Origin of the sequence: Nostoc sp. (genome assembly GCF_036919895.1) — a bacterium.
GTDB lineage: Bacteria > Cyanobacteriota > Cyanobacteriia > Cyanobacteriales > Nostocaceae > Nostoc.
Map to the genome: position 1 here is coordinate 1 of NZ_JBALBW010000095.1, position 25,916 is coordinate 25,916.

Sequence of the window (25,916 nt, forward strand, 5' to 3'; positions counted from 1 at the left end):
AATTGCGATTTGACACACGGTAGTCGATGCGTTATGCAAAATTTGCGCGCTCATCTTACCATATACTGGACAGATTTAGAATGAAATAGCCCTGAGCGTAATCAGAGTAAAGTTGTTCTCCACTCTCAATCAATCCATTATTATTCTTATCATAATAAATGAATGCATTCACATAGGATTGAGTCACTCCACTCAAAAGTAAAGTGATATTATTTGTGCCTGTCAGAGAGAATTTGTAGTAATCAACTGGATCTACATTTCCAACAAACTCGTTAATAGTCTGAGTAGCAGTCAGAGTGCCAATATTATAAGCAGTGCTGAGTGTGTTCCCAGGATTTGAGGCAATGGAAGCAGGTGCAGATGTAGCTGATAGCTGTAGAGAATAGTTGGAGTTGACATTGTTGGAGTTTTGAGTAATTCCAACATAGTAATTCCCAGATCCTAATGTTGTAGTAATTTCACCGTTTCGACTGGAACCAGCATAATCTGAATAAAGTTGTTCTCCAGTCTCAATCAATCCATTATTATTGCTATCATAATAGATGAATGCATTCAGATAGTTTTGAATAACTCCCTTCAGAAGCAGAGTAATATTATTTGTGCCTGTCAGAGAAAATTTATAGTAATCAACTGGATTTGCATTTCCTATAGCATCATTATAGTTAAAAGATGTGAGAACACCAATGTTTTGAGCAGTTGCTAATGTACTTCCTGGCATATTGTTCCTTTGGTAAAATTTGGACAAGGATTCTTATAGATTGAATATCGGAATCCGGTTTGATTTTTGAAAAAGACTACAACAAAATACGGAGTTTTACTAGTAAAGTCAAACCCATCAAAAATATAAAGTTATCAGATGCTACTGCACTTACGCTGCTACCATACTGATAGTATTGGATTCCTACTCATTAACAATATTAAGTATACAGAGAATCGTGCTACTAAAGTTAATTATATTAATCATTTAGAACCAGATGATTTTAGAAATTTTTATTACTCTCGTTAGAGAATATTCAAAACATTGTTTCTCTGTCCTTGATTCCAAACAATGACTTTTTAACTTTGCCGATCAAGCGAGGCTTTGAAAGAGATTCAAGGTCAGCATCTTATTTTCTCTATTCAGAGATATAAAAGAGCGTTTGGTAATTTACTAAAATTACTAGCTTGTCAATAAAAGAGGCTGGGAATTTGAGCAAAAGCGCGATCACAGTAATAATAACCCCATTTTTGCTGTATCAATAGCAATGTAAGACCAATAAACCTTAAAGTAAAAAGGCTGTTGTTGATGAACTCAAAAGCCTACACTTACAAGTGAGAGAGGTGTGGGTAGTTTAGTCAATCATCTTTTGTCTATAGGGAGCGATCGCTTCCTGATTTAGTACAATTTAAAATGTTTGTGACAGTTCATCAATCTAAAATCAGTTTTACCGTTAGTACATTTGGTTAAAAAACCAAACTTATGGCGATCGCACACACCACAGGATATTTTGACGTAAAGGAGAGAGAATTTTGGCAGCAGTCCGAGTCCGCCAGCATGTTAATCCACTCGCTAAAAAGTATCAAACACCAGCAAGTCCCCTTGACTGGGGAAAGATTTATGCAAAGCCAAATCAACCCCTACATTTAGATATTGGCTGCGCTAAAGGGCAATTTTTGTTAAAGATGGCCCAAATAGAACCCAACTGGAATTTTCTCGGTTTAGAAATTCGAGAACCTCTGGTGGTAGAGGCGAATAAATTACGTTCTGAGTTGGCTTTAACAAATCTGCACTACTTATTTTGCAATGTGAATAACTCGCTGGACTCTCTATTATCTTCACTCCCTCCAGGGAGTTTACAGCGCGTTACAATTCAATTCCCCGATCCTTGGTTTAAAACCCGCCATGCTAAACGTCGTGTAGTGCAACCAGAACTAGTGGCGGAGTTAGCCAGTTATCTTGCAGTTGGTGGGATTGTGTTTGTGCAATCAGATATGGAATTTATTGCGGTGGAAATGCGCGATCGCTTCGCTGCCCACCCAGCTTATCAGAAAGTTGGTACAGAAGAATGGTTAGCAGAAAATCCGCTACCAGTCCCCACAGAACGGGAAATAGGCACGCAAAAAAAGGGTGAACCTGTTTATCGGGCTTTATTTGTCAGGCGATAATTTGTGAATGAGGGGTAGCGATCGCCCGATCGCTAGCCCAGGCGAGTATTAATAATGTTTTAAAAGTTACTCTTCTGATTACCCTATATCCCGCTTTACTCAAATCCAAGAGTTAAACCACATTCGCATTTTATAACCGTCAGGGGAAAGAGGTAAACCCAAATAAATAGGCATCCAGAAAATAAAAGCAGCCAGAATCATAAAAGTAATGGTGACACCTAAAACCCGGAGTTGTTGATAATAACTGCGAAGACACTGATCGACAAACCAAGCGATCGCTAAAAATACAAATACTACTGCACACATATAGTGGTAGATGAAAACGCACCTCGTCACTTCCACCCAAGGTGCTAAGTTAGCAGCATAATTTACAACCAAGTACAAGGCAATCCAAGTATCAACACTAAGGGTTGCAGGCACAGAAAAACGCTTTTCCTTCACCCAAGGCATTGCGATTTGTGCGACTAACATTCCTGCTAAAAATAGCATGGCAGCAAGACCAAACCACCATAAAAATGGATTACCCATTGCATGGACATCATAAATAACTTTTCCAGCACCAGCAGGCAAAGGTGGCCCCATTACAGGTAATGGTTCGGTGATCCTTTCAGCCGTCTGATAATAATATGCCATTGGCCGAGTCATCAAAGGCCATTTATACCAGGCAGCACAATAAGGATGCACGTTCGGACTATTACCACCTAGTTGTAAGTGAAATTTCAAAATTTGCCGATGTACTTCTATAAATCCATAAGTTTTATCTAGCTGAAGGTGGGGAATCCAGATGATGCTGTAGATAGAAGCTGGGATAATTCCTAGATAAAACAGCATCTGAAAAATATTTAGCTGAGTTAAATTTTGTAGCGGTGTCTGAGATGGGGGAGATGGGGGAGAATAAGTACTAATTCCTGCCGACGCTCGCGGACTCGCTACCACTGGGCTATCGTGACTCTTGCTTTCTCCATCCTCTTCTGCCTCCTGCAATGAGGGGGATTTAAAAAAGAGTTTGAGGTTAGGAAAAGAATGCATTCCCCGAATTACCCAAGCTACTATCCAAATTAGATAAGCACCTGATAGGAACCATAAACCATTCCACTTAGTACCGATTGATGCACCAAAAGTAATGCCAGCAAAAACTAAGAAAAATCGGCGACGCTCATTGTGGTTATCTAATGCCAATAATAAAAACCAATGCCCTAATAAACCAAAGATGACGATATAAATATTACTTAAAGCATAGCGAGATTCAACTAGAAAAATGCCATCACAAGCTGTAAACAAACCCGCAAGTAAAGCAAAGCTACGGCGATAACTCAACTGATAAGCGATCGCAGCCACAACTAAAGGGATAAATGAGCCAGTAATGGCATTGAACCACCGATAAGTCCAAGGCGATCGCATTGAACCCGTTAGCCCATTTACTGTATCGTGCCAAAAAGGAATGTGACTGCCAATCCAAATGCCGATGCCGATCATATACTGACTTAGCGGCGGATGAGCATTAAAAAATGGTGTGTGCGTGAGATAATTATTACCAAATTTGGCAAAGTAAACTTCATCAAATACCAGAGTATTGAATCGCTCCAATCCCCAAAACCTCAAGGCGAGTGAGAGGATAAATATACCCAACAGCCCAATTCGGAACCATTTTTTGGTTATTGGGTATTCAGTATGGGGCGTGGGGTATGGGGCATTGAGCATGGGTTAATAATTAGCATAATATAGCGATCGCTATATTACAGGCAGTGATCCAGAAGTTCAACTATTGCAGGTTATGCGATGGCGAATTCTGAATCTTTTCGCAGTTCTTCAGATCGAAATCCCAACACAATCCGATCCTTTGGTACACCAGCGCTCACCAGTTCCGTTGCTACCCCATCTTCAGTACCATCACGTTGAATCCAAATTTTGCCATCAATAATATCAATGTGAATCAGACAGCCATGAACGCGTCGAGTCACAGTAGGCGACAAATCATAGGCTGGTTCTCTTCCCAAAATCATCAAGAGATAGCGGTCTTGTTCGTTGTCAAAAATTGTCTCAAATTGAATATTGCCAGCACTGAAAGGAATTTTTGTATGTTCAATCAGAATATTCCGAATCAACTGCCTGTATTGCTCCAAGGTATCCATCTAAAAATAACCTCTTGCTCTAGCTGAAATAGAACAATATTAACTTTGTAATCTTCTACTAAAAGTTTAGCAATTGGCTCATCAAAGATATCGGCATATACTTCGTCACGAACAGCAAGATAGAGGACGCGTTCGGGATTGGTTCTACTCATCACAGAGCGGTATGCAAGGTACTGTCCTAATGCGTGTTCAAGAGCGGTCATGTCCGATACGCTGCGAAACGTTTTAATCTCAACGGCTATCTGCTGTCCTTCCTTTTCAGCAGCAATCAATTTCTCTGCACCCAGGTCAACATACATATCCCTTTTTCCCCACTTCAAATGAAATGGATCGTCGGTAATCGTCCAGCCATCTTTGATTAGGCCATTTTTGACGTTCTGATGGTAGCGGTCTTTAGCTGGCATAAATGACTCGAATTACGAATTATGAATTACTACCCTCGACTTTTGCCACTTCTAGCATTGTCTTTAAAACCGAATCTGGATTCAGACTAATTGAGTCAATTCCTTGTTCAACCAAAAACTGAGCAAATTCTGGATAGTCGCTGGGTGCTTGTCCACAAATGCCGATTTTGCGATCGCATTTTTTCGCTGTTTCTATGACCATTTTCACCATTCGTTTGACAGCCGGACTGCGTTCATCAAACAATCGCGCTACCAACGCCGAATCCCTATCTATCCCTAGTGTTAATTGAGTTAAATCATTAGAACCAATGGAAAAGCCATCAAATACCTCGGCAAATTCTTCAGCCAGAATCACATTGCTGGGCAACTCACACATTACATAAACCTGCAAGTCGTTAACACCCTGCTTTAAACCATTTTTCGCCATCTCTGCCAAAACTAACCGCCCTTCATCGGGAGTGCGGCAAAAAGGAATCATCGGAATAACATTCGTTAAACCCATATCTTCCCGTACCCGTTTCAGGGCATGACATTCTAGGGCAAAAGCTTCTCTGTAGCCTTCATCATAGTAACGTGCTGCTCCTCGCCAACCTAGCATTGGGTTTTCTTCATGGGGTTCAAACTGTCGCCCACCTAACAAATTCGCATATTCATTACTTTTGAAATCTGACATTCGCACAATTACTGGTTTAGGATAAAATGCTGCGGCAATTCGACCTATCCCTTGAGCTAATTTATCTACAAAATATTGGGGTTTATCATCGTAAAGTGAGGTGATTTCAGCAATTTTAGCTTTTGCAAATTCATCTTTTAATAATTCATAATGAATCAACGCCATTGGATGAATTTGAATTTGGTTAGCGATGATAAATTCTGTCCGTGCTAAACCTACGCCATCGTTAGGAATTGCCGATAAACTCAATGCTTCTTGAGGATTACCCACATTCATTAAAATTTGAGTATGAGTACGCGGTAAGTTTTCTAAAGGAACTTCTTCAACTTCAAAAGGTAATAAACCTGCATAAACTTTTCCCTCTTCTCCTTCAGCGCAAGAAATTGTTACCTCTTGACCAGGTTTCAATATTTCTGTAGCATTGCCACATCCGACGATCGCAGGTACACCCAATTCTCGCGCAATAATTGCGGCGTGACACGTTCTACCACCAGAGTTGGTGACAATTGCACTGGCACGTTTCATAATCGGTTCCCAGTCAGGATCGGTTCTTTCTGTCACCAAAACTTCCCCAACTTGAAACTGTTCGAGTTTCTGAACATCTAAAATTAGGCGGGCTTTTCCTTGACTAATAGCTTCTCCAATTGCACTTCCCGTAATCAGGGGAGTTGGGAATTGGGAAGATTTTTCGCCATTCCCGATTCCCCATTCCCTATTCCCCAATACCAACCGATAACTCCGCAACACATTTCCTGTCTTCTGCGACTGGACGGTTTCGGGACGCGCTTGCACAATAAAAAGTTGGTTAGTAATTCCATCTTTTGCCCACTCGATATCCATTGGAGTTAAAATACCGTGGACTTGAGAGTAATGGTCTTCAATTAAACACGCCCAAGTTCCTAGTTGTAAAATCTCTTCATCACTGAGGGCAAATTTGCCTCTTTCCCCGACAGAAACAGACACATTTTTCGTAAATTTGGAACCGTCATAATAAATCATTTTCAGTTCTTTACTGCCCAATTTTTTATCGATAATTGGACGGAAACCAGCTTTTAAAGTTGGTTTAAAAACATAATATTCATCGGGATTAACAGAACCTTGAACAACATTTTCACCTAAACCATAAGCAGCTGTAATCAGTGCTGCATCCTTAAATCCGGTTTCTGTATCAATGGAAAACATCACCCCAGAGGTTGCTAAGTCAGAGCGCACCATTTTTTGCACGCCCACAGCCAGAGCAATGCTAAAGTGGTCAAATCCCTTGGTGTGGCGATAAGAAATGGCGCGATCGGTAAAGATGGAAGCAAAGCATTTATGACAAGCGGCTAAAACTCCCTCAACACCGACAACATTGAGGTAAGTTTCTTGCTGTCCAGCAAAACTAGCATCAGGTAAGTCTTCGGCGGTGGCGCTAGAACGGACTGCAACATCTGTCTCTGCATGGTATCGTTCGCAAAGACTATGGTAGGCTGTGGCGATCGCCTCTCGCAATTCTACAGGGAATGGGGTGTGGATTAATAGCGATCGCGCTTTTTTACCCCGTTCGCGTAAATTTTTGACATCATCAACATCCAAGTCAGCAAAAAGTTTGCGTAGCTTTGCTTCTAAACCTGCTGATTCGATGAAATGACGATAGGCGTAAGCAGTGGTGGCGAATCCGTTAGGAACGTTAATCCCTTTGGGCGTTAGCTGTTGAATCATTTCCCCCAGTGAGGCGTTTTTGCCACCAACTAATGGGATATCAGCAATGCCAACTTCATCAAACCACAAGATGAGCGATCGCTCTTGGGCAGATGGAGATAAAGTGCTTTTAGATATTGTAGTCATAATTACCTTTTAAATTTATACTCAATTTGTAAGTGCGTAACCTTTAGTATATTTTTCCCATCTTTAATTTTAGATTTTTCATTCTGTCGTGTAACTTTAAATTTGGCGATTAAATACAATTTAATAGTCAATAAAAATTAACAATTATTTAGGTTAATAGCTGTATCAAAATACTGGATGCAATATACAATGGCACAACTAGAACGACTGCTAAAAATGGCAGAAGATGAGTTAACTGAGTACAGTACTGATGCCCGCAAAATGGAAAAACTACGCCGTAAAATAGGTTTAACAGTGTCGGCGGCTGAACAGCGACAAGTCAAAGAAGCATTATTAGCTAATAAGAAATCTAATATAATTACTCAAATTGTGGAAGAACAAAGACAAACAGTAGCCTTACCATTTTGGGGAATTGCTGGATTGGGTTTGTTATTCGGAATTTCTTTAAATCAACCCTTTTTTTTATTAGCAGCTATAGTTGGGACTGTATCAGCTTACAGAATTCAAAAATGGGGTTGGCAATTGCAAGCAAGGAGTCTATTGTTACAAACATTAGAAGATATTGAAGCACGTATTGCCCAACCTAAATAGATATATTTTATAGATAAGCTATCTCCGGGTGGTTGTATTTTAATATACAAAAGAATTTATTGTTTACTCTATTGGCACTTTTTAAGTACTTAACAATTCCTTTGGGATCACCATAACAAAAAAATTAGATATTGGATTTGATTCAGATGTTTACGCTTCTGCGTTACGTATAACAAATACTACATGAACATTCAGTGTCTCGCAGAGAAGTAAAAACCAACAGCTGCGGTAAATTCATTAATGGAACTCACCTTAGTGGATACAATATTATTGCCTCTTCACAGCAATTGTGTAACTAGGTAGATGTGAGGAATCTGTTTGAGTTTTCACAAGTCGCCAGTCATTATCTATATATAAATTCTCAAAAACTTGAGAAGTTGCTAAGGATGTTTTTTGAAATTCATTAGCATGATTTATCTCTATGTTGTCTAAACTTAGAACTTTAGGCAAATCATATTTTGGCGCGTTCAGGTTTACTTTAGTATTAACTACATTAGTAAACCAGTTATAGACTGATTCTAAAGTTAGAGGAATTTCTCTATTTTGAAAAGCTTGAAATCTATCTATATTTTGAAGATACCATTTACCATTTTGAACTCCATATTTTTGGATTACCATGAAATCATAAGCTGGTAAACTTAATTGAGAATTCTGTGATAAAGACGGCTCTTTACCCATGATGTAGCGAGCTACACTAGCACAGTAACCATCATGCTGGAAAATTTGGAAAGACTGCTCTTGTATTCTTTTTGGTAAACTTTCATGAAACGATATGGTAGACCAAATTGGTGTCCAAACACCCACTAAAAGCCGTAATTGTTCTGTAACGCTGGCAACAGGATTATGTTCGCTCAACTTTATAAAATAGGGAAGTAATTCAGTTTTGTAAAAATTTATTTCATCATCTAAATAGTCTGGATTCCGCCCTTGAACTCGTGCCAAAATTTCTTTTTTAAATTTTCGTTTTTTTGAAGCGCTTAATTTATTTTCTAGCAAGAGGTCGAACATCACCATTTACCTTTTTCTCATTTTTTTAGATGACTTGGTAAGAATTAAAAACTGGTGAGTTTAATACTCGTAAAGGTATCATCTATTCTTTTATCCTATAAAAAATAGAGGTTTTTAGCTCCTTATTTTGACAGTTCTTAAATGTTTATGTGCTTGATACTATCTATTTTTACTGACAAAATGGTGTGATCCAGATCACTCTAAGCTAAAATATATATTTATCGGAGAAGCATTTAAAAATCAGATATTGGATACATAGATATGTAGCGGCTACTCTTCGAGTTCTCCAACGGAGTACCCATAGCGTACAAGAAGCCCAGAAGCGTTATTAATTCACAAAAAATAAAGTGCGAAGGACAAAAATTTTGTTCCTTCGCACTTTATTGTTTATCTGAATGAAATTAAATTTCTAAGATTCTCTTCCCGATGCCCAGGTATCACGCCATTTAACAGTACCTTCTTTGGCAATCACCCAGCGACGATTTACCAAATTTTCGCGCAGAGGCGATTGCCCTTCCCGCCACATGACATATTTATAAGCAATCAGCTTACCAGCACTTTCATCAAAAGGAATCTCGGCAGACCAGGTATTTGAGTTGATGTACTCTAATGGATATGCTTTGCTGATATCCCAGTTACCCAACTCTGGGCAATCTCCTGTCACCACAACGATTTCACCGGGTTTGGTATCTACGCCATTGAGTTGGACGCGCACAATTGTTTGTGCTTTGATGCGTTCCCCAACGTGGCTGAAAACAAGCACTCCCCGTTCTTGTAGTACTAGGTCATAAATCTTGCCATCTTTTACTTCATACTTATTGCGAGTCACCACACAAGTATGTTCACCATCAGGTAATTCCGTTTCTACTTCTGGGATAGTAACTTCCCCTCCCCGGTTTAAAGCTACAAAACACAGAGAATCACGAGAACGGCGCACATAACAGTAAACATCAGGGGTCAAGTATTTTTGCCAGTGGCTACCCATTGACACGGCTGGATTCAGTCGCCGTAAACCAGAGAGTAGTCTGATACAACGGTAAATCTCGCTATCGGTATCCCAATTTTCCATCATTGGGCGGTTATATGGGTCATTACCGCCATCAGTATCGTTATGTAAATACTGTTCTGTGCCGTAATATATACAGGGAATACCGCGAGATGTCATAATTAAGGCGATCGCAACCTTCAGCATCGCTGGATCAGGATTCAGCGATTGGAAGCGGCACATATCATGATTATCGATGAACGTAACTAACTCTGTTGCCCCGTTATAGCGATAATCCTGGTCAAAAATGTATTGAATTGTTTGGAATCCCATTTCTGAACCTTGACCTAGTGCGGCTCGAATTGCTACACATAGCCCAAAGTCTAGAAGTGTCATGCCTGAGTGGTTAACAAATTCTACCGAGAGATCGTCACTAGGATTACTATAAATCCATTCACCAAAAATAAATACATCTGGTTTATGATTGCTCATCTCGCCAGTAAATTCTTGCCAAAACCAGATGGGCATGTGCTTGACAGTATCAACCCGCAGTGCATCTACACCCCTATCTAACCATTGTTTAATAGCTGACTTAATATACTGCCGATATTCTGTATTGTTTTCATTGAAGGTTGCTAGACCAGATAGTTCACAATTCTGTACTTGCCAGTCGTCTTCCCAGTTTTGCACTTCGCCATAGTGGTGATACCAATTATTGACATCATCATTGAAGTCAGCAATTTTAACACCATCATCATACAATTCACCTTTGCTCCCACTGGTATCAGGGCTGCTATGGTTGCAGACAATATCCAGCACCAGCTTCATATTCCGCTTGTGCAGTTCTGTAATTAACCGATCGAAGGTCGTATTTTTTTCTTCTTGAGTAGCATTTAAAGAAGGATTCTCTCCATTAGCAATGTAGCGAGGATTAATCCGCTTAAAATCTTTTGTCCAATAGCCATGCATCGCTGCATTGCTAATAAATAACTCTTCTACTTGCTCGAATAATGGAGTTAGCCAAAGGGCAGTAACTCCCATATTTTTGAGATAATCTAATTTATCAATGACACCTTGCAAGTCACCACCCCAGTACTTACCCCATTCTTGTCTATTGGGATCGTACAGTTCTGAGTTTTCACCTTCGCTGTTATCTAGATCGCCATCATAAAAGCGATCGACCACAAGAAAGTAAATAGTTTCTTGACGAAATTCAATATCTCTGGTGTAAAGAAACTCTAGGTCAATCTCAGTCTCTGATGGTGGTGTTTCTATAATAGCGTCTACTTTTTCTTGTGCAGAATCAACTTTGTATTGATCTGGGGAAAACTGAGATGGAGGGGTTTTTACCATAAAAAGACTCAAAATTTAATTTATGTAATTCACAGTTGTAGAACTAACAGTACAAAGATTTCGAGTATTGTGTGTAACTACAAACATCGGTATTGTGACATCCTGCTCGCGGTGTAGGTATCTATCGTTAGCTAGTTTATAATTCTATCGATAGATATAATTCATCTGCTAGAGGATAAAAACAAAGAAATATTGATTCAACCAGGTATTCGCTAACTTTTTCTCTAGAAGATTCGCTCCATTGGTAAACTGACCATTGTCGCTTTAAATCTGTTATTACTATCAAGGATTAATTTAGGTAGCAATTATGACCAAATATGACAAGGTTTTTAACTCACCAAAGACATCAGAGGAATCACTAAGTCCAGAGGAGGCGGTGGCGGCGATCGCAACTGTCACTGCGATCGCTGATTCATTGATTGAAGATGTAGATGCAGAAAGTTTAGCGGGTATCCTCTGGGAATTCGAGGTTTTTGAGGAATACTCAGAAGATGAAATCACCGAAATAGTTGATAGACTCATCTCCATTGCACAAGAAGAGGGAATTGGGCCTCTGTTTAATGCGGCTAAAGTATCTCTCTCAGATGAATTAGTGCTGGATGGTTTTGCAGCTGGGGTAATAGTGCTTTTAGACGATGAACTCGCGATCGCCAAACCAAAACAAGCCTACCTCAAAAAGCTACAAGCAGCCTTAGAACTGGAAGATGAAGAAGCAGAGGAAATTATTAAGGAAGTAATTGCAGCTTTTAAAGAAGCAGAAGAGGAAGAAGAATATGCAGACGATGACGAAGATGAGACAGTAGTCATAGAAGACTTTAGCGAACAGACATATCAATCCCCTTTAAGTAATTTTACCGTGCCAATTCCGGTTGATCCGCAGCAGGGCGGTAGAATTCAAAGCCAAGAAGGAGTAGTTGGCTTTTCTGATGACATCGGTACTTTATTGAGGATCGATTATTATCCTTTCCCTCTAGAACAGTTAGAGGAACTGGAATCTGTTGGACAAGAAGAATATTTACAAACAATTTTAGTAGACAAGTATGTACCCCAAGCGATTTTTGCCAACGTACCAGAGGCTTCTGTGCAGTATAGCGAATATCTGAAAGATACTTTGCGAGGTGCTTACTATGTGTTAATCGATATGCCCAAAGGTTCCACAATTTCTAAGCAAGAAAATAATGGAACTGCGATCAGATTAGATGCGTACCGAGGGCTGCTCACCTTTATTAGTGGTGAATTTTTGTATATAGTTAGTAGTCAGCACAGCTTTCTTGACGGCGAAACTCCCGATTCTCTCGAAGAAGAAGCTGAAGATATTAAGGAGAGTATTTTAGAGTTTGTTGAAACTATAGAGTTTGCTTAAAACATCTCCGTGGGTTTCAAACCCTTAACTTTTCTGAGCAAAATCGGCGGTTAAAAACCACGTCTACATAACCAAAAACTCCGAGGTGGGTTGAAATTCTTAGTCCACGGAGGTAAATTTTGCTTGTGTAGACGCGAATGACCTTCGCCCTGGCTTTACTTATGTGATGTACATTTGGAAAGGGCGATGTCTGACGACAAGCCCAGAGGCGGAGTGTCTCCGATGTCTATGCTTGTGATTTTTCATGACAATAACCCTGCTAAACAATCGCTATCAAGTTATCCAGGTAATCGGCGCTGGTGGTTTTGGCGAAACCTTTCTGGCAGAAGATGTTCACATGCCTTCTCGCCGTCGTTGTGTTATCAAGCAACTTAAACCGATAACCAATAATGACCCGCAAAATTACCAACTTATCCAACAACGGTTTGAACGGGAAGCCGCAACCTTAGAGTATTTAGGTGAAAGTAGTAACCAAATTCCTAAACTCTACGCTTACTTTTCTGAGAACGGGCAATTTTATCTTGTCCAAGAATGGATTCATGGCCAAACTCTGACAAAAATTGTCGAAGCCAAAAGATTTGAGAGTGAAACTGCTGTTCGGCAAATTCTCTTGAGTCTGCTATCAGTTTTAGATTATGTCCACAGTAAGGGCATTATTCACCGGGATATCAAGCCAGAGAACATCATTCTCCGTTCGATTGATAACAAGCCAGTTTTGATTGATTTTGGCGCAGTCAAAGAAACAATCCGTTCCGTAGTAAATCCTCCAGGATACCCCACGCGATCGCTCGTTATTGGTACGCCTGGATATATGCCTAGCGAACAAGCCGTTGGCCGCCCAGTTTATGGCACTGATATCTACAGTTTAGGTTTAACGGCGGTTTATCTGCTGACCGGCAAACACCCGCAAGAATTGCAAACCGATCTGAAAACTGGGGAAATACTTTGGCAACAGTATGCTCCTAACGTCTCTTTCCAATTGGCGGCAATACTCAATCAGGCAATTAAGCCTCATCCTGGCGATCGCTACAGCACTGCTAGTAAAATGTTATACGCTTTGCAATCTGCTAGTAATATCCCTCCTGAGTTAGCTGCAAATCCTCCCACTGTTGCATCAACTCGACAAACCCAGCCATTATATTCGCCGCAAAAAAATTCTGTGATTCCAGGGTCTTCCACTCCTGGAAACTGGCAAAAACCAACATTGATTGTTGGTACTTTGCTGGTAGGCGGCTTGATTGGTGCAGTAGTAATTCCTAACATCATTCGTCAGCAGCAACCAGAAACAACCATTGCCACAAGTTCCACTCCATCGCCAGAATCTTTGCCCACTCCCACATCCACCAAATCGCCCGTTTCTTCCCAAACTTCTCCGGTTCCAGTTGCACCCATCTCACGACCACGACAGCGAGTAATTCCCGCCCCTTTGCCAACCTTTAATCCCCCAGTTGTATCCATACCACAGCCAGAAAAAGAACCTGTAACTTCAGATACTCCAGCGCCAGAAGTGCGTTCTACACCACAGCCAGAACCAGAAAATGTTGCTGTTCCCACACCAGAAATGCGTTCCACACCACACAACAAACCCCGTAGTAAATTAGCTGCCACTGCTAGTAGAGAAAGTGTTCCCGCATTCCCTACAGGTACAGCAAGAAACATCGTAGAAGCTACCCTTGGCAAACCAAATCAAGATTTAAGAGGCGCATGGGGGAAGACGCGTGCTGTTGTTTACAAACTAGTGCCAAACAAAATTGACCTTGGCTACTTATTCGATCGAAATTCTAAAGTGCTGCGTCAAACTGAGGTATCTTTTGCCCAATCGGTAGACCCACAGGTAATGGAGACTACCTTGAATGGAATGTTAGATGGTCAAGCTACTGAAGAAATTAAGCAGGGGCTTAAGCAGATACAACAGCGTCAGTCTGATAATTTTAGTTTTAAAAATGGTTCAGTCAAGGGTCAAATTATCCGCCAAAAATGTGATTTTATTTACATCAGTATTTGGGATGCAAATTTACATGATTTTGTCAGTCCCTCGACGGCCAGACAGTGTTAATTTCCTGTAACTCATTGTTCTCAAAAGTGAGATTTTTGTATCTTAGAAGACAGATTCAGGATTGAATATAGTCTTCAAGAAACTGTATTGAGTGAGCTACAATCAACATAATTTCGGTCTTCAGAAACACAAAAACCCAGTTTTTAGAATTGAGTGTATTTGCCTTCTAGTTTTTGCAACTAAACTCATGAAAATCTGTCTTTCCAATCCCCAATCCCTATCTTCCAACTGAGTTTCAAATTCTTAATCTTCATAAAGTTATAAATCCGATTATTAAGTTTTTAATAATACTTGTCTCAGCTTCTACATTAATGTCCTAAAGTGCGATCGAAATTGTGTAATCTGAAAACAGCAAAGCTAAATTATTCAATTGAGGTCTGATGACTCCTACAATTATGCGTCAGCTTTGGTCAGTGGTTGAAACCGCTCAAGCCAAGCTCCTCTTGCAACTGGATGATGCTAGCTTGGTGCAGTGGTTAGTGAAACAAACCGAAACACAAGTGTTGTTAGATTCTAACGAAACTGATTTTCTTAGCCAATACATTGAATCTCGGCTAGCTCTTATCCGCGATCTTGCCCACGAACGTCAGTGTTCATGATAGCAAAATCACGATTAATTGATTGATAGTCAAGTGTTATTACTATTGACTATGGCTTTTTGAGGAAAATAACCTTCTACTAAGCAATCAGAACCGACTACACGCCAACGAACCCGTTCTAGAGACAACGCCTCAGTCATGGTAGTAAAACCTAAATCGCCCACAGGTGTGGGAGCAATGCTACCACCAATGATTTTTGGGGCGATAAATGCTAAAACTTTTTGGACTGCTCCTTGAGCGATCGCACTAGCAGCTAAAGTACCGCCACATTCCCACAACACGCTACAAAAACCCCGTTCATATAAGTACGCCATTGCCTTATCTGGTGTAAGTGATGTTAATTCCACGACTTCCACCCCAAGTTTTCGCAACAGTTCTTGGAAATCGGGGTTAGCACCCTTTTCTGTCAACACCAAAGTTGGAGCATCGGCAGTTTGCCACAGATGGGCACTTTCCGGTAAGTTGAGATGACGACTCATCACCACCCGCAGGGGATTATGTGCCTCTGCATGATGGCTGGTTAAATAAGGATTATCTTGTCTGACTGTATTACCGCCGACAATTATTGCATCGCAAGCCGCCCGCAATTGATGGACTTCATTGCGGGAATCTTGGCTTGTCACCCAGGCGCTATGACCAGAGGTAGTAGCAATTTTGCCATCTAAAGTCATAGCATATTTTAAAATTCCTAAAGGTCGCTTGTAGAGAATGCGATGCACAAAAGCTTCATTTAGCTGACGACAAGCTGATTCTTCTACTCCTACCAACACATCGATCCCCGCCGCGCGTAAACGGGCAATACCACCTCCCGCTACCAATGGATTGGGATCGACCATACCCACTACCACTTTTGCCACTCCAGCTTGGATTAATCCTTCCGAACAAGGGGGAGTCCGTCCGTAGTGATTGCAAGGTTCAAGGCTGACATAGATTGTTGCACCACGAGATTGATCGCCTGCTGCTTGCAGAGCAAACACTTCTGCATGAGGCTCACCTGCACGAGGATGAAACCCCTCGCCAACAATCTCACCATCCTTGACAATCACCGCTCCCACCAACGGATTTGGCGAAGTCCGTCCTAAAGCGCGGCGAGCAAGTTCTAAACACCGCAGCATCATACGAGAGTCAAAATCAGTTCCGATTTTTTCTTTTATAACTGCTGACTCCACTAAATGTATATTTTCCTGAGTGTAATTTGGTAAGGATGCATCTGCTTGAGCGACCACTGGGGAATTATCCATAATTTTAGGCAACACTGTAAATATTCTGCACGCGATCGCACAGCCTTTCCACAGAAGAATCGCGCTTTGCTTCTGATAATTAAAAAGAGCGGGAAAGGGAAAAGCCCAACTCTGGGAGGCGCACTCGCGTTCGGGTGGCAAAACGGCTTTCCCCTTCTGATAACTCCCACCCATTTATAGCGTCGCCACAAGTTCCTGTAAGCGATCGCGTCCATCACGAAAAACAGGCCAACCATCCCCCACCAGCACTGCTTCTATCCGACTCAGTTCTGCCAACTTGCGAACAGAGGCAACAGCCTCCTCTCGATTCAGCAGCTTGTCATCTGGCAATATAGTTAAGCTACCTGCTTTCCTTGCCCTGACTAAATCTCCTGTAATCAAAGTCGTCTCCTCCAGTAACAGAGCTAATTCACCAGGAGTTTTCGAGCCTTGGAGTTCAATTACTTTTAACCCAGGTACAAACTCTTCACCATCAGATAACCAGCGATCGCAAGGTATAGGAAAAGTGTCTTTTTCTGCCACAGGGCCAGCTATCTTAGCATAAGTTTGCTCGGCAATATCTTTACTTGCCCTGACATGCTCAGAATTCGTCAGCACAATCCAAACTACACCACCGAGGGATTTGAGATGATTCCAATCATGGTTTGAGAGGGCTACTGGGTCAATCAAGATGTTTCCATCTGGGCGAATCCAGGCAATCCCATTGAAATCAATATTTCTTGCCGGATTGAAATTAGACCAGCTATAGAGATCGGGACGGTGCAAAGATTTCATGATGATTCTGGATTGTTACTTCCGTAATTGACTATTAATATCAATAATTAAGTATATAGGTAACACTGCATCCTCTCTCTGCGCTTCTGCGGTTCCTTTCTCTTCAACATCCCAACTGATTTCATCGCGATCGCCACCACTGAATAGCAAAGGAGTTCATAATCGTGTTAGGGGAAGTTTAGTTACAAAACCTGCTGTTTTGCAGAAAAAGGTTTTGTCCCACCGCAATTTTATTGAGGAAAGTCATCAAAAATGATACTGCATTTAAGTACTTGGCAAGAAGTCGAAGCTTATTTAGAGCAGTCACGGGGTATTATTTTCCCTATTGGTTCCACAGAACAACATGGGCCAACGGGGTTGATTGGTACTGATGCCATTTGTGCAGAAGCGATCGCTCGTGGTGTGGGTGATGCGACTCAAGCGATCGTTGGCCCTACAATCAATGTGGGGATGGCACTGCATCATACTGCTTTTCCTGGTACAATCAGTTTCCGCCCCAGCACTTTAATTCAAGTAGTGCGAGATTATGTAACTTGTTTAGCCAAATCTGGTTTTACCAAGTTCTACTTTATCAACGGACACGGTGGTAATATCGCTACCCTCAAAGCTGCATTTTCAGAAACTTACGCGCATTTAGAAGATTTGCAGATTCCCAATGCCCAACAAGTGCAATGTCAAGTAGCAAACTGGTTTATGTGCAGTTCTGTATATAAGCTGGCTAAAGAATTATATGGGAATCAAGAAGGTTCTCACGCAACTCCAAGTGAAGTAGCTCTCACCCAGTACGTTTATCCAGAGGCGATTAAGCAAGCATTCCTTTCACCAGAAGTTGCAAGCGGACACACAATTTATAGTGCAGCTGACTTTCGAGTGCGTTATCCCGATGGACGGATGGGTTCAAATCCGGCTTTAGCAACGCCAGAACACGGTAAACAATTTTATGATTTGGCGGTGAAAGAACTTAGTAATGGGTATTTGGAATTTATGAACGCAGAATAAGGAGTCTTGAGTAATTCTTGATTAAGCCTTAATACAGTATTTCATAAATTCATGACGAATTGAGTTACCTACTGACAAGGCTTTGCAAGACTCAATCATGCAACAAACTTGTGAAATCTTGTACTGAGAAATAACAGCATTTTATTTTTTTTTTGTTGGCTTGGCATACTCCAAATTTCCCGTAGAAATAACGTAGCTACAAACCAAGGCTCAACTAAGTAACGTCTCCAAAGTCTTTTCGGTTCAGACAACAACCGATACAACCATTCCAAACCCACCTTCCCCATCCAGCGAGGAGGAGTGGGTAGTACTCCTGCGACATAATCCATACAGGCTCCACTAGTCAAAATACTATTGGCATGAATATGTTCAAGATTTTCAGAAATCCAATGCTCTTGGCGTGGCATACCCATCCCCACCATTAATACATGAGGTTTGTAAGCATTAATTGCAGCCAGAGTAGCGAGATTTTCTTGACTATCTTTATCCATATCAATGTAGCCATGAGCGCAAGCAATCTGTAAACTAGGAAATCTCTGGTGCAAAATACTTGCTCCTTGTTCAGCTACTCCTGGCTTTGAACCTAAATAGAATACACGCCAGCCTTTATTCTCTGCTTCTTCCATCAGAGGCCATACCCAGTCAGCATAGGTTACTCTTTGTTCTCGTTTCATTGGAAAACCTAACAATTTTCCAATAAACAATAGAGGCATACCATCAATATGGATATATTCAGCCTGGGCATAAAAAGATTGCATTTTTGGATCGTTATGAAAGAGATAAAGACTATGCAAGTTATGATTAGCAATAATCCATTTCTCATTTTTATCAATAGATTCTTCAATTAATAAGTTTAACTCTGGGATAGAGAGTGCATCAACTTTAACACCAAGAAGCTTATAAGAAAATCGATTTTTCATGGCTTAATATTTTTATTTTTTGAATTATGAGAGTTAGTGTCACAGGCAAGGTTATTATTTAAAAAGCAATTTGTAAGAATATTTAAATTAGGAAATATTTAAATATTAAGTGTTCTTCGATTAAACTAAGAATGACTGATTTCCATAAGGATTTCAGCGATATTGTGCGCTCTTGCATTCCAGGAATATTTCTCTGTAATTAAGGTATATGCTGTATCCACAAGCGATTGATATTTATCAAAGTTTGAAGCTGCATCCAGCACTGTGTTAGCAACTTCTTCAGTAGAGTATCCTGTTACTAAAAGATGTTCTAAATTCCGAAATTCTTCTAAACCTCGCAAGCCTTCTGGTGTTGATACAACTAGCTTTTTACTAGCGAAATAATCTAATGCTTTATTCCGAGCGCCACCTGCTACTGCTTGTTTAGAAAATGGTAACAAAGCAATATCTGCATATTTAAGATGATCAACAAATTCCTCTCTTTTAGGTAAAAACCCTAAAAAAGAAATATTAGAGGGTATTGGTTCTGAAATATCGCTACTATCCCTACCTATGACAACAAAATGTACTTTCTGCTGATGACTTTCAAGACGTTTAGCAACCTCAATAGTCATTGACACAGACATATCATTACTTGGAAATTGAAATGTTTTAGGAGCAATAAGAACCACTATTTTTGCCGGTCTAAATGCTTGATAGGGGTCTTTATCCAAAAACAATTCAGTATTTAGCAAGTCTTCGGTCACTCCATTCCCAATACTATAAATCTGCTGTGGAGTTTTACCATACCACTGAGAAATTAGTTTAGGAATCGAGTCACCTGCTGCAATAATTGGACTACCAGAGAATATCAAAATTCCCTGAGCAATATATGTCTTAATACATTGTACAAACTCTTTGAAAGGATTGGCAACTGAAAATAAGCGCATCCAGTACTCATACGCTGAAAATGTATGAAAATCTAATACAAGAGAGGAACTGCTGTGCTTTCTAAGCTTTAGTGAAATTAAAGCAGCTAATCCAGGTAAAGTTTCTTGAGCATAAACAATATCTGGGCAAAACTCATCAATACACTTTTCTATAGTCTGAATATATGACTTCAGGCTTCTTGAACCAATGGAAATCGAAGGTGCATACTTAACAGATGAACAATCTAATCCTAGCTGAAAAACATCAAAATCTTTAGTAAGATATTGTCCAAGATAAAAAGGTCTAGTAAATGCACCAAATGGTTGACTAGAATCAAGTGTTGAGACAATTAGTAAGCGTTTATCCATAATATTATGATGAATTGTTTCAATATTTTTAAAATTGACTTTTTAAGAAAAATTTCTCAGCTAAGATTAGATTATTATTAATTGTCTAAATCTTATTTTATACTAAGAGTATAATCAAATTTTCGAGTTAGTTTGGCTGATGTCATCAGAAAATGTAGGAGAAATTGCCAAATCTTTGTAACCAATAATTGCTCTAATATAGGGTAAAAACCAGTAAAATATCCATAATGGCCCAGAGTGTCTGATACAAAATACAGTCCAGGGTCTTAATGGAAATCCTTTAATTTGCAGCGCCTTTTTCAAGCGTTGTAATATACTCAAATTAGTATCTACCCAACTATTGCGGATAGAATTTTTTGTACAACTACCAATATACCCAGGAGCTACCCATATTTGGCAACCTAATTTACGCGCTCTGAGCGCATAATCTAAGTCTCCTAAACTGTGAATAAAAGCTGTATCAATATTGCCAATTTTTGCAGCAACAGCTTCAGGAATGAGCACACAGTTACCATACATAGCATCGCATTTTTGAATAACCGAACTTGGTTCTAAAAATTCAAATTTATTGGAATACCACTTTTTAGATTTTACTGCTCCTCCATAGGTTGCTTTTCCTGTCATTGGGTCTTTAGTTGAACCAACTACAATTGAGTCTGGATAACCTTGTTCCGTCAAATTTTGATGAATCTGTAATAATTTACTAATAGCATTAGCTTCTAGAAATGTGTCATCATTCAACCACAGATAATAGTCATATTGATTTTTTATCGCCTCACCAAAGGCGAGATGCATTCCTCCCACCCAGAATAAATTCCCATTACCCTGAAGAATGTGTACCTCTGGATATTCTGCTTTGATAGCCTGTGCAGTTCCATCAGAGCTACCATCATCAGTTAAATAAACATCAAAATGATTTTTTTGCTCATATAAAGTATGTAGACAGGCAATAGTGGTATTACGCCTGTTATGACAGGTCATAACTATAGCTAAATTTGCTTGTTTCATCCCATTTACCTCATTAATGCCTATGAAAATGCTCAATCCCAATAATCAAGTTATACAGAACTATTTTGATTACGTTTAAAGTTTAGCCATTTTTTCTATCCAGCCACTTAAATTAATATCTAAATTGAAGTTTCGTAATTTTTGTTCCATTCTTCTAACTACCAACATATATCGATGCAGAACTGATACGCGAGGCATGTTGAGTCTAACAACCTCTTGACACAACCATCGATATTTTTCTGAATCAAGATTAAGTTTTTTCAGTCTTTTAATTTGTGCATCCCAATCGTTATAGAAGAATAAATTGAAATAATGAATTGATGTAATATCATTCCAGTCTTTAATTTGTAGTTCGGTTGATAAACGGTTATGTAAAGGCAAAGGATAACTATAATTAGCAGGAAGATGTTCGACGTTTTCTTCTAAGGCACATAAAGTTACCGATAAAACAGACTGCTCAACAAAATAAAGACCTTGAGGAGGAGTGATATCAAGGCGCATTACTTTTTCAAAATTCTCTTTCCAAGTTGTAAATATACCTGCACTCCTTCTCACAACGACCAAACCAGAATTCCAGTAGGCTCTAATTTTTTTCTTACCAATTGGTGTTTCTACAAATACCTCGCGCTTTACCCCCAGCACTTCATATAACTTTTGCCAATACCATTCTTGAGAGTCTCGCAGACCTGTAGAACCAATTCCTTGACCATACTCAGGACGTAAACGAGCGTTACAATTTACGGGTAACAAAAACTCTTTTGGCTCAGAAAAAAAACATTTGTCACTGTCTAGAAAAACTAATATTTCTGCGTCGATATTTTGTTCTGCATAGGCACAAGCCAGAGGTTTATTTGCTAAATAATATTCATGAAATTCTTGATTGATAGGGACTTGTTGATGATTTACCTGCAACGCTTCAAATGCTTTTTGGGTTTGCTTTGATATAGGTTCACCCACTCTAGGATGAAAACTAAATATAGGCGTATCTTTTAATTTTCCACAGAACTTACGAATACTTTCTGCAAGCATTAAAGATTGAGCTTCCAAGCGACCAGGTTCTGTACAAATTATAAAAGCTATAGGTATTGACATATTATGAAGTATTGATTTACTAAGTTAGTCACTAAATGAAGATTTCTTTGCTATCATCAATATTTCCTGAAACAAAGCTGAATAACGACGCGCTTGAAGTTCTAGAGTAAATTCTTGTTCTGCTTTCTCGCGAGCATAGAATGACAGCTTTTTTAATCTCTGCTCATTTTCAAGTACCCAGGCAATTCCTTTGGCAAAATCCTCAATTTCATAAGGTTTAGCTAAATAGCCGTTTTGCTGATGATCGACAATATCTTTTAAGCCAGTAGAATTAAATGCAACAACTGGAGTACCACAAGCTAGTGATTCAGAAGCTGTCTGTCCAAAAGATTCTTGCAGAGACGGCACAAGCATCACATCAGCTGCTGAGTAAACAGTTGCTAAAGATATATCATCATATAAATGTCCCAAATAGTGGGTTTTGAAGCCCAAATCAGGTGGATTCTCAGGTTGAGATGCACCGAAAACAACGATCTCCAACTTATCTTTCCAGCCAGATTTGCTTAATTCTTGTAGTGCTGGTTGCAGGTAATGAAAACCTTTTCTAGAGTCATTGGTTGCATCTAACGCTCCAAATAAAATGAGTTGTTTATCCAGAGGTAAATTCAGTAGTTCTCGCGCTAAACCTTGATCGACGGGTTTATACTTTTGAGTATCCAACCCATTCGGAATTACTTCAATTCGTAAATTTTTAAACAAAGAACTAGATTTCGCGCATTCGGCTAACCAAGAACCTGGCGAAACAATGGTCAGATTTAAATCTTTTAAAGCTTTGGTTTTACGTTGCCATACCCAATGGGATAAATCCCAATCCTTTTTGCTGTTCAGTTGAGGACAGGCTCCACAGGAGATTTGGTAGCGATCGCAATCTCCAGTGTAGCTGCATCCTCCAGTAAATGCCCACATATCATGAATTGTCCAGACCAAAGGGCGCTTTAGTTTAGCAAGAGTTTCTATTTGCATAAAAGCTGCGCTAATCCAATGCAAATTGATTATATCTGGATCAATCTGAGCAACTTGAGAAATAACTCTATCTGGCAACCATTGAATAAAAAACGGAGTATTTTGCTTTTGAGAATAAAGTTTTAAAGGTAAAGTTTCCAATGTCAACTTTGCCTTAGCGATACCTTGCAATAATCTGATCTTAGGTGCAATTACTGTTTTGTCATCAGTATATTTTTCTTGCACCAGCATTTGTGATTGTAAGTTAATATTTTGTAACCCTTTGTGCAACCGATATGCAGCCCGAGCCGCACCACCCGCCACATCCTGGGTACTAAGGAGCAAAACGTTCATATTAGTATTATTGAATTTGAAAAAAATATTCTTGACTTGATTAAGACTAATCCTCTATTGCAGAGAATCAATATTATTTGTTTGGCTTTATGCCCTCACAATATAGCGAGCCTGGTAGATATACTGTCCCATCAGCATTAATATCCAAGACTTCATTACTAAAGTTTGGAATATCACTTGTATGGGCATCCATAAATTTAATATCTAAAAAGCCAACTCTTTCAAAGAGCGTTTTCATACTATAGCTATCATACATCCACTTATGTTTTTCACCCAGGGATGTTTCATCTATCATAGACTTGCGGACATAGCGTGGTATCAACTTCTTTACCATGTCAATATAGAGGTATTTGAATTTGTTTCTGAGTTTATTTTGATTGATATTAAATACCTTTTGTAACAAAGAAGAAGTATTATTGTTTGCTATCTCTTCTTTGATTTTAACACCTGTTCTTTCTTGTACATAGGTTATGGATGGCTCATCATTGTTTTCAAGCACTTCCCGCCAATAAGTTTTCATCAATCCGCCTTGTTCTGTTCTCACCAATTGATCGATTAGCTCAATAATAACCCATTCATATTGTTTCCTTGATTCCTCATTTTCAATAGTGTCGATAATTCTTAAATATTCACGGCATGTTCGTTCTAAGTCAGGAACAACGATGCGTAAAATGCCCTGAGGCTTGAGAACTCTATAGCATTCTTTCACCAGCATTTCTCCTGTTTCTTTAGAGAAATGCTCTAGGACATGACTGCTATAAATTACATCGAAATAATCTTTAGGATATGGAAGTGGTTGCAGCAAATTATGGGCAATTACTTCAGGATGCTCAGAATTAAAATCTATATTGATCCATCCAGATGAAAATCTGTGTCCACATCCAAAATTTAACTTTTTCATGTTTTCTCTCCTTTCAATTATGGAAGTATGTAAACTACTGACTTATTTATATATTGGTGTACGCTGAAAACTAAGAGTCAGAGATAAAGAGGTTGTGACATACATTAACCAATTCCAACTGGGAGTTAATAATCTTGCTTCTGAAAAATTCACGATGACGATGATAACTAGCATCTGCATTGGCCAATAATCTTCAGGTTTTTCTGCCACCGAAACAATTCGAGTCAGTGCCATTACGAAGAACCGGATAAATCCTGCTGCAAAAGTCAAGAAACCTAAAAATCCTAATTCTAACAATAGTTCTAAAAAACCATTGTGAGCATTACTTGCCCAATCATAAGTAGCTCTCAGATTAGATGCAGCATTACTAGTCCAAAATCCAGAAAATCCATAACCTAGCCAAGGTCTTTCCAAAACCTTAGATATCACTAGTTCCCAGAGATCAGAGCGTCCATTGAAGGTAAGGTCTTTACCAGAAGTACCAACTACAGTTTCGGCATTATTGATCAGTAATATTGAAAAAATAATGAGTAGCATTAAAGCTGAAGTAATCATAATAACTTGTAATTTATAATTAGTTTTTTGAAAGGATCGATAAAAAGGCAAAAGTAATATCATTGTCAATAGGATCGCCAAAGATGTTGTTGAACGTGTGAGGATAATTAGACATATAGATAACCCACATAGTGCCCACATCAACCAGCGATATCGATAGCTACTAAGGGCAAGATGTAAAAAAACTCCTGAGCTCCAGTTCATCATGTAACCTAATTCATTTTTATGACCATAAATTCCGCTCCACATATCTACTAATTCAGGTGATTTGTGAATATAACCTGGTATGAATGCAGAGAATATCATAGACAATAATGCAGATGCACCAAGCGCCCAAGCTATTAGCCTCATTTGTTCTCTAAGGGGATAACGCATTGCCAAATAGATTGCAAGAAAATATATTCGAATTAGACCTTTTATATCTTTTAGAGTAGAACTTACGTCTTCTGACCACAATATGGAAAATATAACTATTGCTAGTAAAAAAAACTGTAATGGACTTTTTGTAATTACATAAACAAAACCTTTCCAGTACGAAATTAGAAAATAAAACAATATTAAATATGAAATTATATTGAATAAAGTATCTACCTTATCGCCTCCAAGGGTAGACATAGAGACTTCTTGTGCAGGGTGTATTGTTAATACCCCTGCTGCAATGAGTAGTAGTAAGATAGTTAATATTTTTTCTGTTAACTTTACGTTCATTATTGACAT

23 protein-coding genes are annotated in these 25,916 nt (G+C 39.3%); 6 read left to right on the forward strand and 17 right to left on the reverse strand.

The genetic code is table 11. The annotated features are described in order from the left end of the window. Positions 1–55: 55 nt before the first annotated feature. Positions 56–718 (reverse strand): hypothetical protein, encoded by a 663-nt coding sequence (locus V7K55_RS19120; protein ID WP_334834112.1) that lies wholly within the window; start codon positions 716–718, stop codon positions 56–58. Positions 719–1,509: 791 nt separating this feature from the next. Between V7K55_RS19120 and trmB the strand changes: the two genes are divergently transcribed. Then, entirely contained in the window at positions 1,510–2,145 is a 636-nt protein-coding gene (trmB, locus tag V7K55_RS19125) for a tRNA (guanosine(46)-N7)-methyltransferase TrmB (protein WP_334834114.1), read from the forward strand. A gap of 99 nt (positions 2,146–2,244) precedes the next feature. Here trmB and V7K55_RS19130 read toward each other — a convergent pair whose 3' ends face one another. From V7K55_RS19130 to ppsA, 4 genes are all read right to left on the reverse strand, one after another. Then, positions 2,245–3,846 (reverse strand): dolichyl-phosphate-mannose--protein mannosyltransferase, encoded by a 1,602-nt coding sequence (locus tag V7K55_RS19130; protein WP_334834116.1) that lies wholly within the window; start codon positions 3,844–3,846, stop codon positions 2,245–2,247. Between the two features lie 71 nt (positions 3,847–3,917). Then, positions 3,918–4,277, reverse strand: a complete 360-nt coding sequence (locus V7K55_RS19135; RefSeq protein ID WP_334834118.1) for a XisI protein — start codon at positions 4,275–4,277, stop codon at positions 3,918–3,920. Next, positions 4,247–4,681 carry an element excision factor XisH family protein gene (locus V7K55_RS19140; protein ID WP_334834120.1) on the reverse strand — a complete coding sequence of 145 codons (435 nt, stop codon included), beginning with the start codon at positions 4,679–4,681 and terminating at the stop codon, positions 4,247–4,249. The genes V7K55_RS19135 and V7K55_RS19140 overlap by 31 nt, the downstream gene beginning before the upstream one ends. A 19-nt stretch (positions 4,682–4,700) precedes the next feature. Continuing rightward, positions 4,701–7,181: a phosphoenolpyruvate synthase gene (ppsA, locus tag V7K55_RS19145; protein WP_334834122.1), complete on the reverse strand. Its 2,481-nt coding sequence runs from the start codon at positions 7,179–7,181 to the stop codon at positions 4,701–4,703. Between the two features lie 189 nt (positions 7,182–7,370). Here ppsA and V7K55_RS19150 point away from each other — a divergent pair, with 189 nt between their 5' ends. Continuing rightward, the gene (locus V7K55_RS19150) at positions 7,371–7,772 is read left to right on the forward strand and encodes a hypothetical protein (RefSeq protein ID WP_334834124.1); all 402 of its coding nucleotides are present in this window, start codon (positions 7,371–7,373) and stop codon (positions 7,770–7,772) included. A gap of 267 nt (positions 7,773–8,039) precedes the next feature. On the opposite strand, the gene V7K55_RS19155 is transcribed toward V7K55_RS19150, so the two are convergent. Next, positions 8,040–8,768 (reverse strand): hypothetical protein, encoded by a 729-nt coding sequence (locus V7K55_RS19155; protein ID WP_334834126.1) that lies wholly within the window; start codon positions 8,766–8,768, stop codon positions 8,040–8,042. A gap of 421 nt (positions 8,769–9,189) precedes the next feature. Further along, positions 9,190–11,118, reverse strand: coding sequence for an alpha-amylase family glycosyl hydrolase (locus V7K55_RS19160; protein ID WP_334834128.1), 1,929 nt, complete (start codon positions 11,116–11,118; stop codon positions 9,190–9,192). Between the two features lie 307 nt (positions 11,119–11,425). Here V7K55_RS19160 and V7K55_RS19165 point away from each other — a divergent pair, with 307 nt between their 5' ends. The 3 genes from V7K55_RS19165 (at position 11,426) to V7K55_RS19175 (ending at position 15,136) form a co-directional block, all read left to right on the forward strand. Then, complete coding sequence (locus V7K55_RS19165) at positions 11,426–12,481, forward strand: hypothetical protein (RefSeq protein ID WP_334834131.1); 1,056 nt, start codon at positions 11,426–11,428, stop codon at positions 12,479–12,481. 244 nt (positions 12,482–12,725) lie between these two features. Continuing rightward, on the forward strand, positions 12,726–14,537 hold the full coding sequence (locus V7K55_RS19170; protein WP_334834133.1) for a protein kinase domain-containing protein: 1,812 nt from the start codon (positions 12,726–12,728) through the stop codon (positions 14,535–14,537). A 380-nt stretch (positions 14,538–14,917) separates the two neighbouring features. Then, complete coding sequence (locus V7K55_RS19175; protein WP_334834135.1) at positions 14,918–15,136, forward strand: hypothetical protein; 219 nt, start codon at positions 14,918–14,920, stop codon at positions 15,134–15,136. A gap of 29 nt (positions 15,137–15,165) precedes the next feature. On the opposite strand, the gene ribD is transcribed toward V7K55_RS19175, so the two are convergent. The 3 genes from ribD to V7K55_RS19190 form a co-directional block, all read right to left on the reverse strand. Further along, on the reverse strand, positions 15,166–16,377 hold the full coding sequence (ribD, locus tag V7K55_RS19180; protein WP_334834251.1) for a bifunctional diaminohydroxyphosphoribosylaminopyrimidine deaminase/5-amino-6-(5-phosphoribosylamino)uracil reductase RibD: 1,212 nt from the start codon (positions 16,375–16,377) through the stop codon (positions 15,166–15,168). 174 nt (positions 16,378–16,551) lie between these two features. Then, positions 16,552–17,151, reverse strand: a complete 600-nt coding sequence (locus V7K55_RS19185) for an MBL fold metallo-hydrolase (protein ID WP_334834137.1) — start codon at positions 17,149–17,151, stop codon at positions 16,552–16,554. A gap of 15 nt (positions 17,152–17,166) precedes the next feature. Further along, positions 17,167–17,301: a hypothetical protein gene (locus tag V7K55_RS19190; protein WP_334834139.1), complete on the reverse strand. Its 135-nt coding sequence runs from the start codon at positions 17,299–17,301 to the stop codon at positions 17,167–17,169. A gap of 102 nt (positions 17,302–17,403) precedes the next feature. On the opposite strand from V7K55_RS19190, the gene V7K55_RS19195 reads away from it, so the two are divergent. Further along, positions 17,404–18,150: a creatininase family protein gene (locus V7K55_RS19195; protein WP_334834141.1), complete on the forward strand. Its 747-nt coding sequence runs from the start codon at positions 17,404–17,406 to the stop codon at positions 18,148–18,150. A 95-nt stretch (positions 18,151–18,245) separates the two neighbouring features. Here V7K55_RS19195 and V7K55_RS19200 read toward each other — a convergent pair whose 3' ends face one another. The 7 genes from V7K55_RS19200 to V7K55_RS19230 form a co-directional block, all read right to left on the reverse strand. After that, the gene (locus V7K55_RS19200) at positions 18,246–19,070 is read right to left on the reverse strand and encodes a WecB/TagA/CpsF family glycosyltransferase (RefSeq protein ID WP_334834143.1); all 825 of its coding nucleotides are present in this window, start codon (positions 19,068–19,070) and stop codon (positions 18,246–18,248) included. A 125-nt stretch (positions 19,071–19,195) separates the two neighbouring features. Further along, positions 19,196–20,347 (reverse strand): glycosyltransferase family 4 protein, encoded by a 1,152-nt coding sequence (locus V7K55_RS19205; protein WP_334834145.1) that lies wholly within the window; start codon positions 20,345–20,347, stop codon positions 19,196–19,198. Positions 20,348–20,461: 114 nt separating this feature from the next. Then, positions 20,462–21,355: a glycosyltransferase family 2 protein gene (locus V7K55_RS19210; RefSeq protein ID WP_334834147.1), complete on the reverse strand. Its 894-nt coding sequence runs from the start codon at positions 21,353–21,355 to the stop codon at positions 20,462–20,464. Positions 21,356–21,430: 75 nt separating this feature from the next. Beyond that, positions 21,431–22,447 carry a hypothetical protein gene (locus V7K55_RS19215; protein WP_334834149.1) on the reverse strand — a complete coding sequence of 339 codons (1,017 nt, stop codon included), beginning with the start codon at positions 22,445–22,447 and terminating at the stop codon, positions 21,431–21,433. Between the two features lie 24 nt (positions 22,448–22,471). Beyond that, entirely contained in the window at positions 22,472–23,743 is a 1,272-nt protein-coding gene (locus tag V7K55_RS19220; protein ID WP_334834151.1) for a glycosyltransferase family 4 protein, read from the reverse strand. 73 nt (positions 23,744–23,816) lie between these two features. Next, positions 23,817–24,644 (reverse strand): class I SAM-dependent methyltransferase, encoded by an 828-nt coding sequence (locus V7K55_RS19225; protein ID WP_334834153.1) that lies wholly within the window; start codon positions 24,642–24,644, stop codon positions 23,817–23,819. Between the two features lie 42 nt (positions 24,645–24,686). After that, complete coding sequence (locus tag V7K55_RS19230; RefSeq protein WP_334834155.1) at positions 24,687–25,907, reverse strand: O-antigen ligase family protein; 1,221 nt, start codon at positions 25,905–25,907, stop codon at positions 24,687–24,689. Positions 25,908–25,916 lie beyond the last annotated feature (9 nt).

Bases quoted from the DNA above. Each gene is read 5' to 3' on its own strand.
- V7K55_RS19120 (WP_334834112.1), bottom strand. From the start codon at position 718: ATGCCAGGAAGTACATTAGCAACTGCTCAAAACATTGGTGTTCTCACA.
- V7K55_RS19130 (WP_334834116.1), bottom strand. From the start codon at position 3,846: ATGCTCAATGCCCCATACCCCACGCCCCATACTGAATACCCAATAACC.
- V7K55_RS19135 (WP_334834118.1), bottom strand. From the start codon at position 4,277: ATGGATACCTTGGAGCAATACAGGCAGTTGATTCGGAATATTCTGATT.
- V7K55_RS19140 (WP_334834120.1), bottom strand. From the start codon at position 4,681: ATGCCAGCTAAAGACCGCTACCATCAGAACGTCAAAAATGGCCTAATC.
- ppsA (WP_334834122.1), bottom strand. From the start codon at position 7,181: ATGACTACAATATCTAAAAGCACTTTATCTCCATCTGCCCAAGAGCGA.
- V7K55_RS19150 (WP_334834124.1), top strand. From the start codon at position 7,371: ATGGCACAACTAGAACGACTGCTAAAAATGGCAGAAGATGAGTTAACT.
- V7K55_RS19160 (WP_334834128.1), bottom strand. From the start codon at position 11,118: ATGGTAAAAACCCCTCCATCTCAGTTTTCCCCAGATCAATACAAAGTT.
- V7K55_RS19165 (WP_334834131.1), top strand. From the start codon at position 11,426: ATGACCAAATATGACAAGGTTTTTAACTCACCAAAGACATCAGAGGAA.
- V7K55_RS19170 (WP_334834133.1), top strand. From the start codon at position 12,726: ATGACAATAACCCTGCTAAACAATCGCTATCAAGTTATCCAGGTAATC.
- V7K55_RS19175 (WP_334834135.1), top strand. From the start codon at position 14,918: ATGACTCCTACAATTATGCGTCAGCTTTGGTCAGTGGTTGAAACCGCT.
- ribD (WP_334834251.1), bottom strand. From the start codon at position 16,377: ATGGATAATTCCCCAGTGGTCGCTCAAGCAGATGCATCCTTACCAAAT.
- V7K55_RS19185 (WP_334834137.1), bottom strand. From the start codon at position 17,151: ATGAAATCTTTGCACCGTCCCGATCTCTATAGCTGGTCTAATTTCAAT.
- V7K55_RS19195 (WP_334834141.1), top strand. From the start codon at position 17,404: ATGATACTGCATTTAAGTACTTGGCAAGAAGTCGAAGCTTATTTAGAG.
- V7K55_RS19200 (WP_334834143.1), bottom strand. From the start codon at position 19,070: ATGAAAAATCGATTTTCTTATAAGCTTCTTGGTGTTAAAGTTGATGCA.
- V7K55_RS19205 (WP_334834145.1), bottom strand. From the start codon at position 20,347: ATGGATAAACGCTTACTAATTGTCTCAACACTTGATTCTAGTCAACCA.
- V7K55_RS19210 (WP_334834147.1), bottom strand. From the start codon at position 21,355: ATGAAACAAGCAAATTTAGCTATAGTTATGACCTGTCATAACAGGCGT.
- V7K55_RS19215 (WP_334834149.1), bottom strand. From the start codon at position 22,447: ATGTCAATACCTATAGCTTTTATAATTTGTACAGAACCTGGTCGCTTG.
- V7K55_RS19220 (WP_334834151.1), bottom strand. From the start codon at position 23,743: ATGAACGTTTTGCTCCTTAGTACCCAGGATGTGGCGGGTGGTGCGGCT.
- V7K55_RS19225 (WP_334834153.1), bottom strand. From the start codon at position 24,644: ATGAAAAAGTTAAATTTTGGATGTGGACACAGATTTTCATCTGGATGG.
- V7K55_RS19230 (WP_334834155.1), bottom strand. From the start codon at position 25,907: ATGAACGTAAAGTTAACAGAAAAAATATTAACTATCTTACTACTACTC.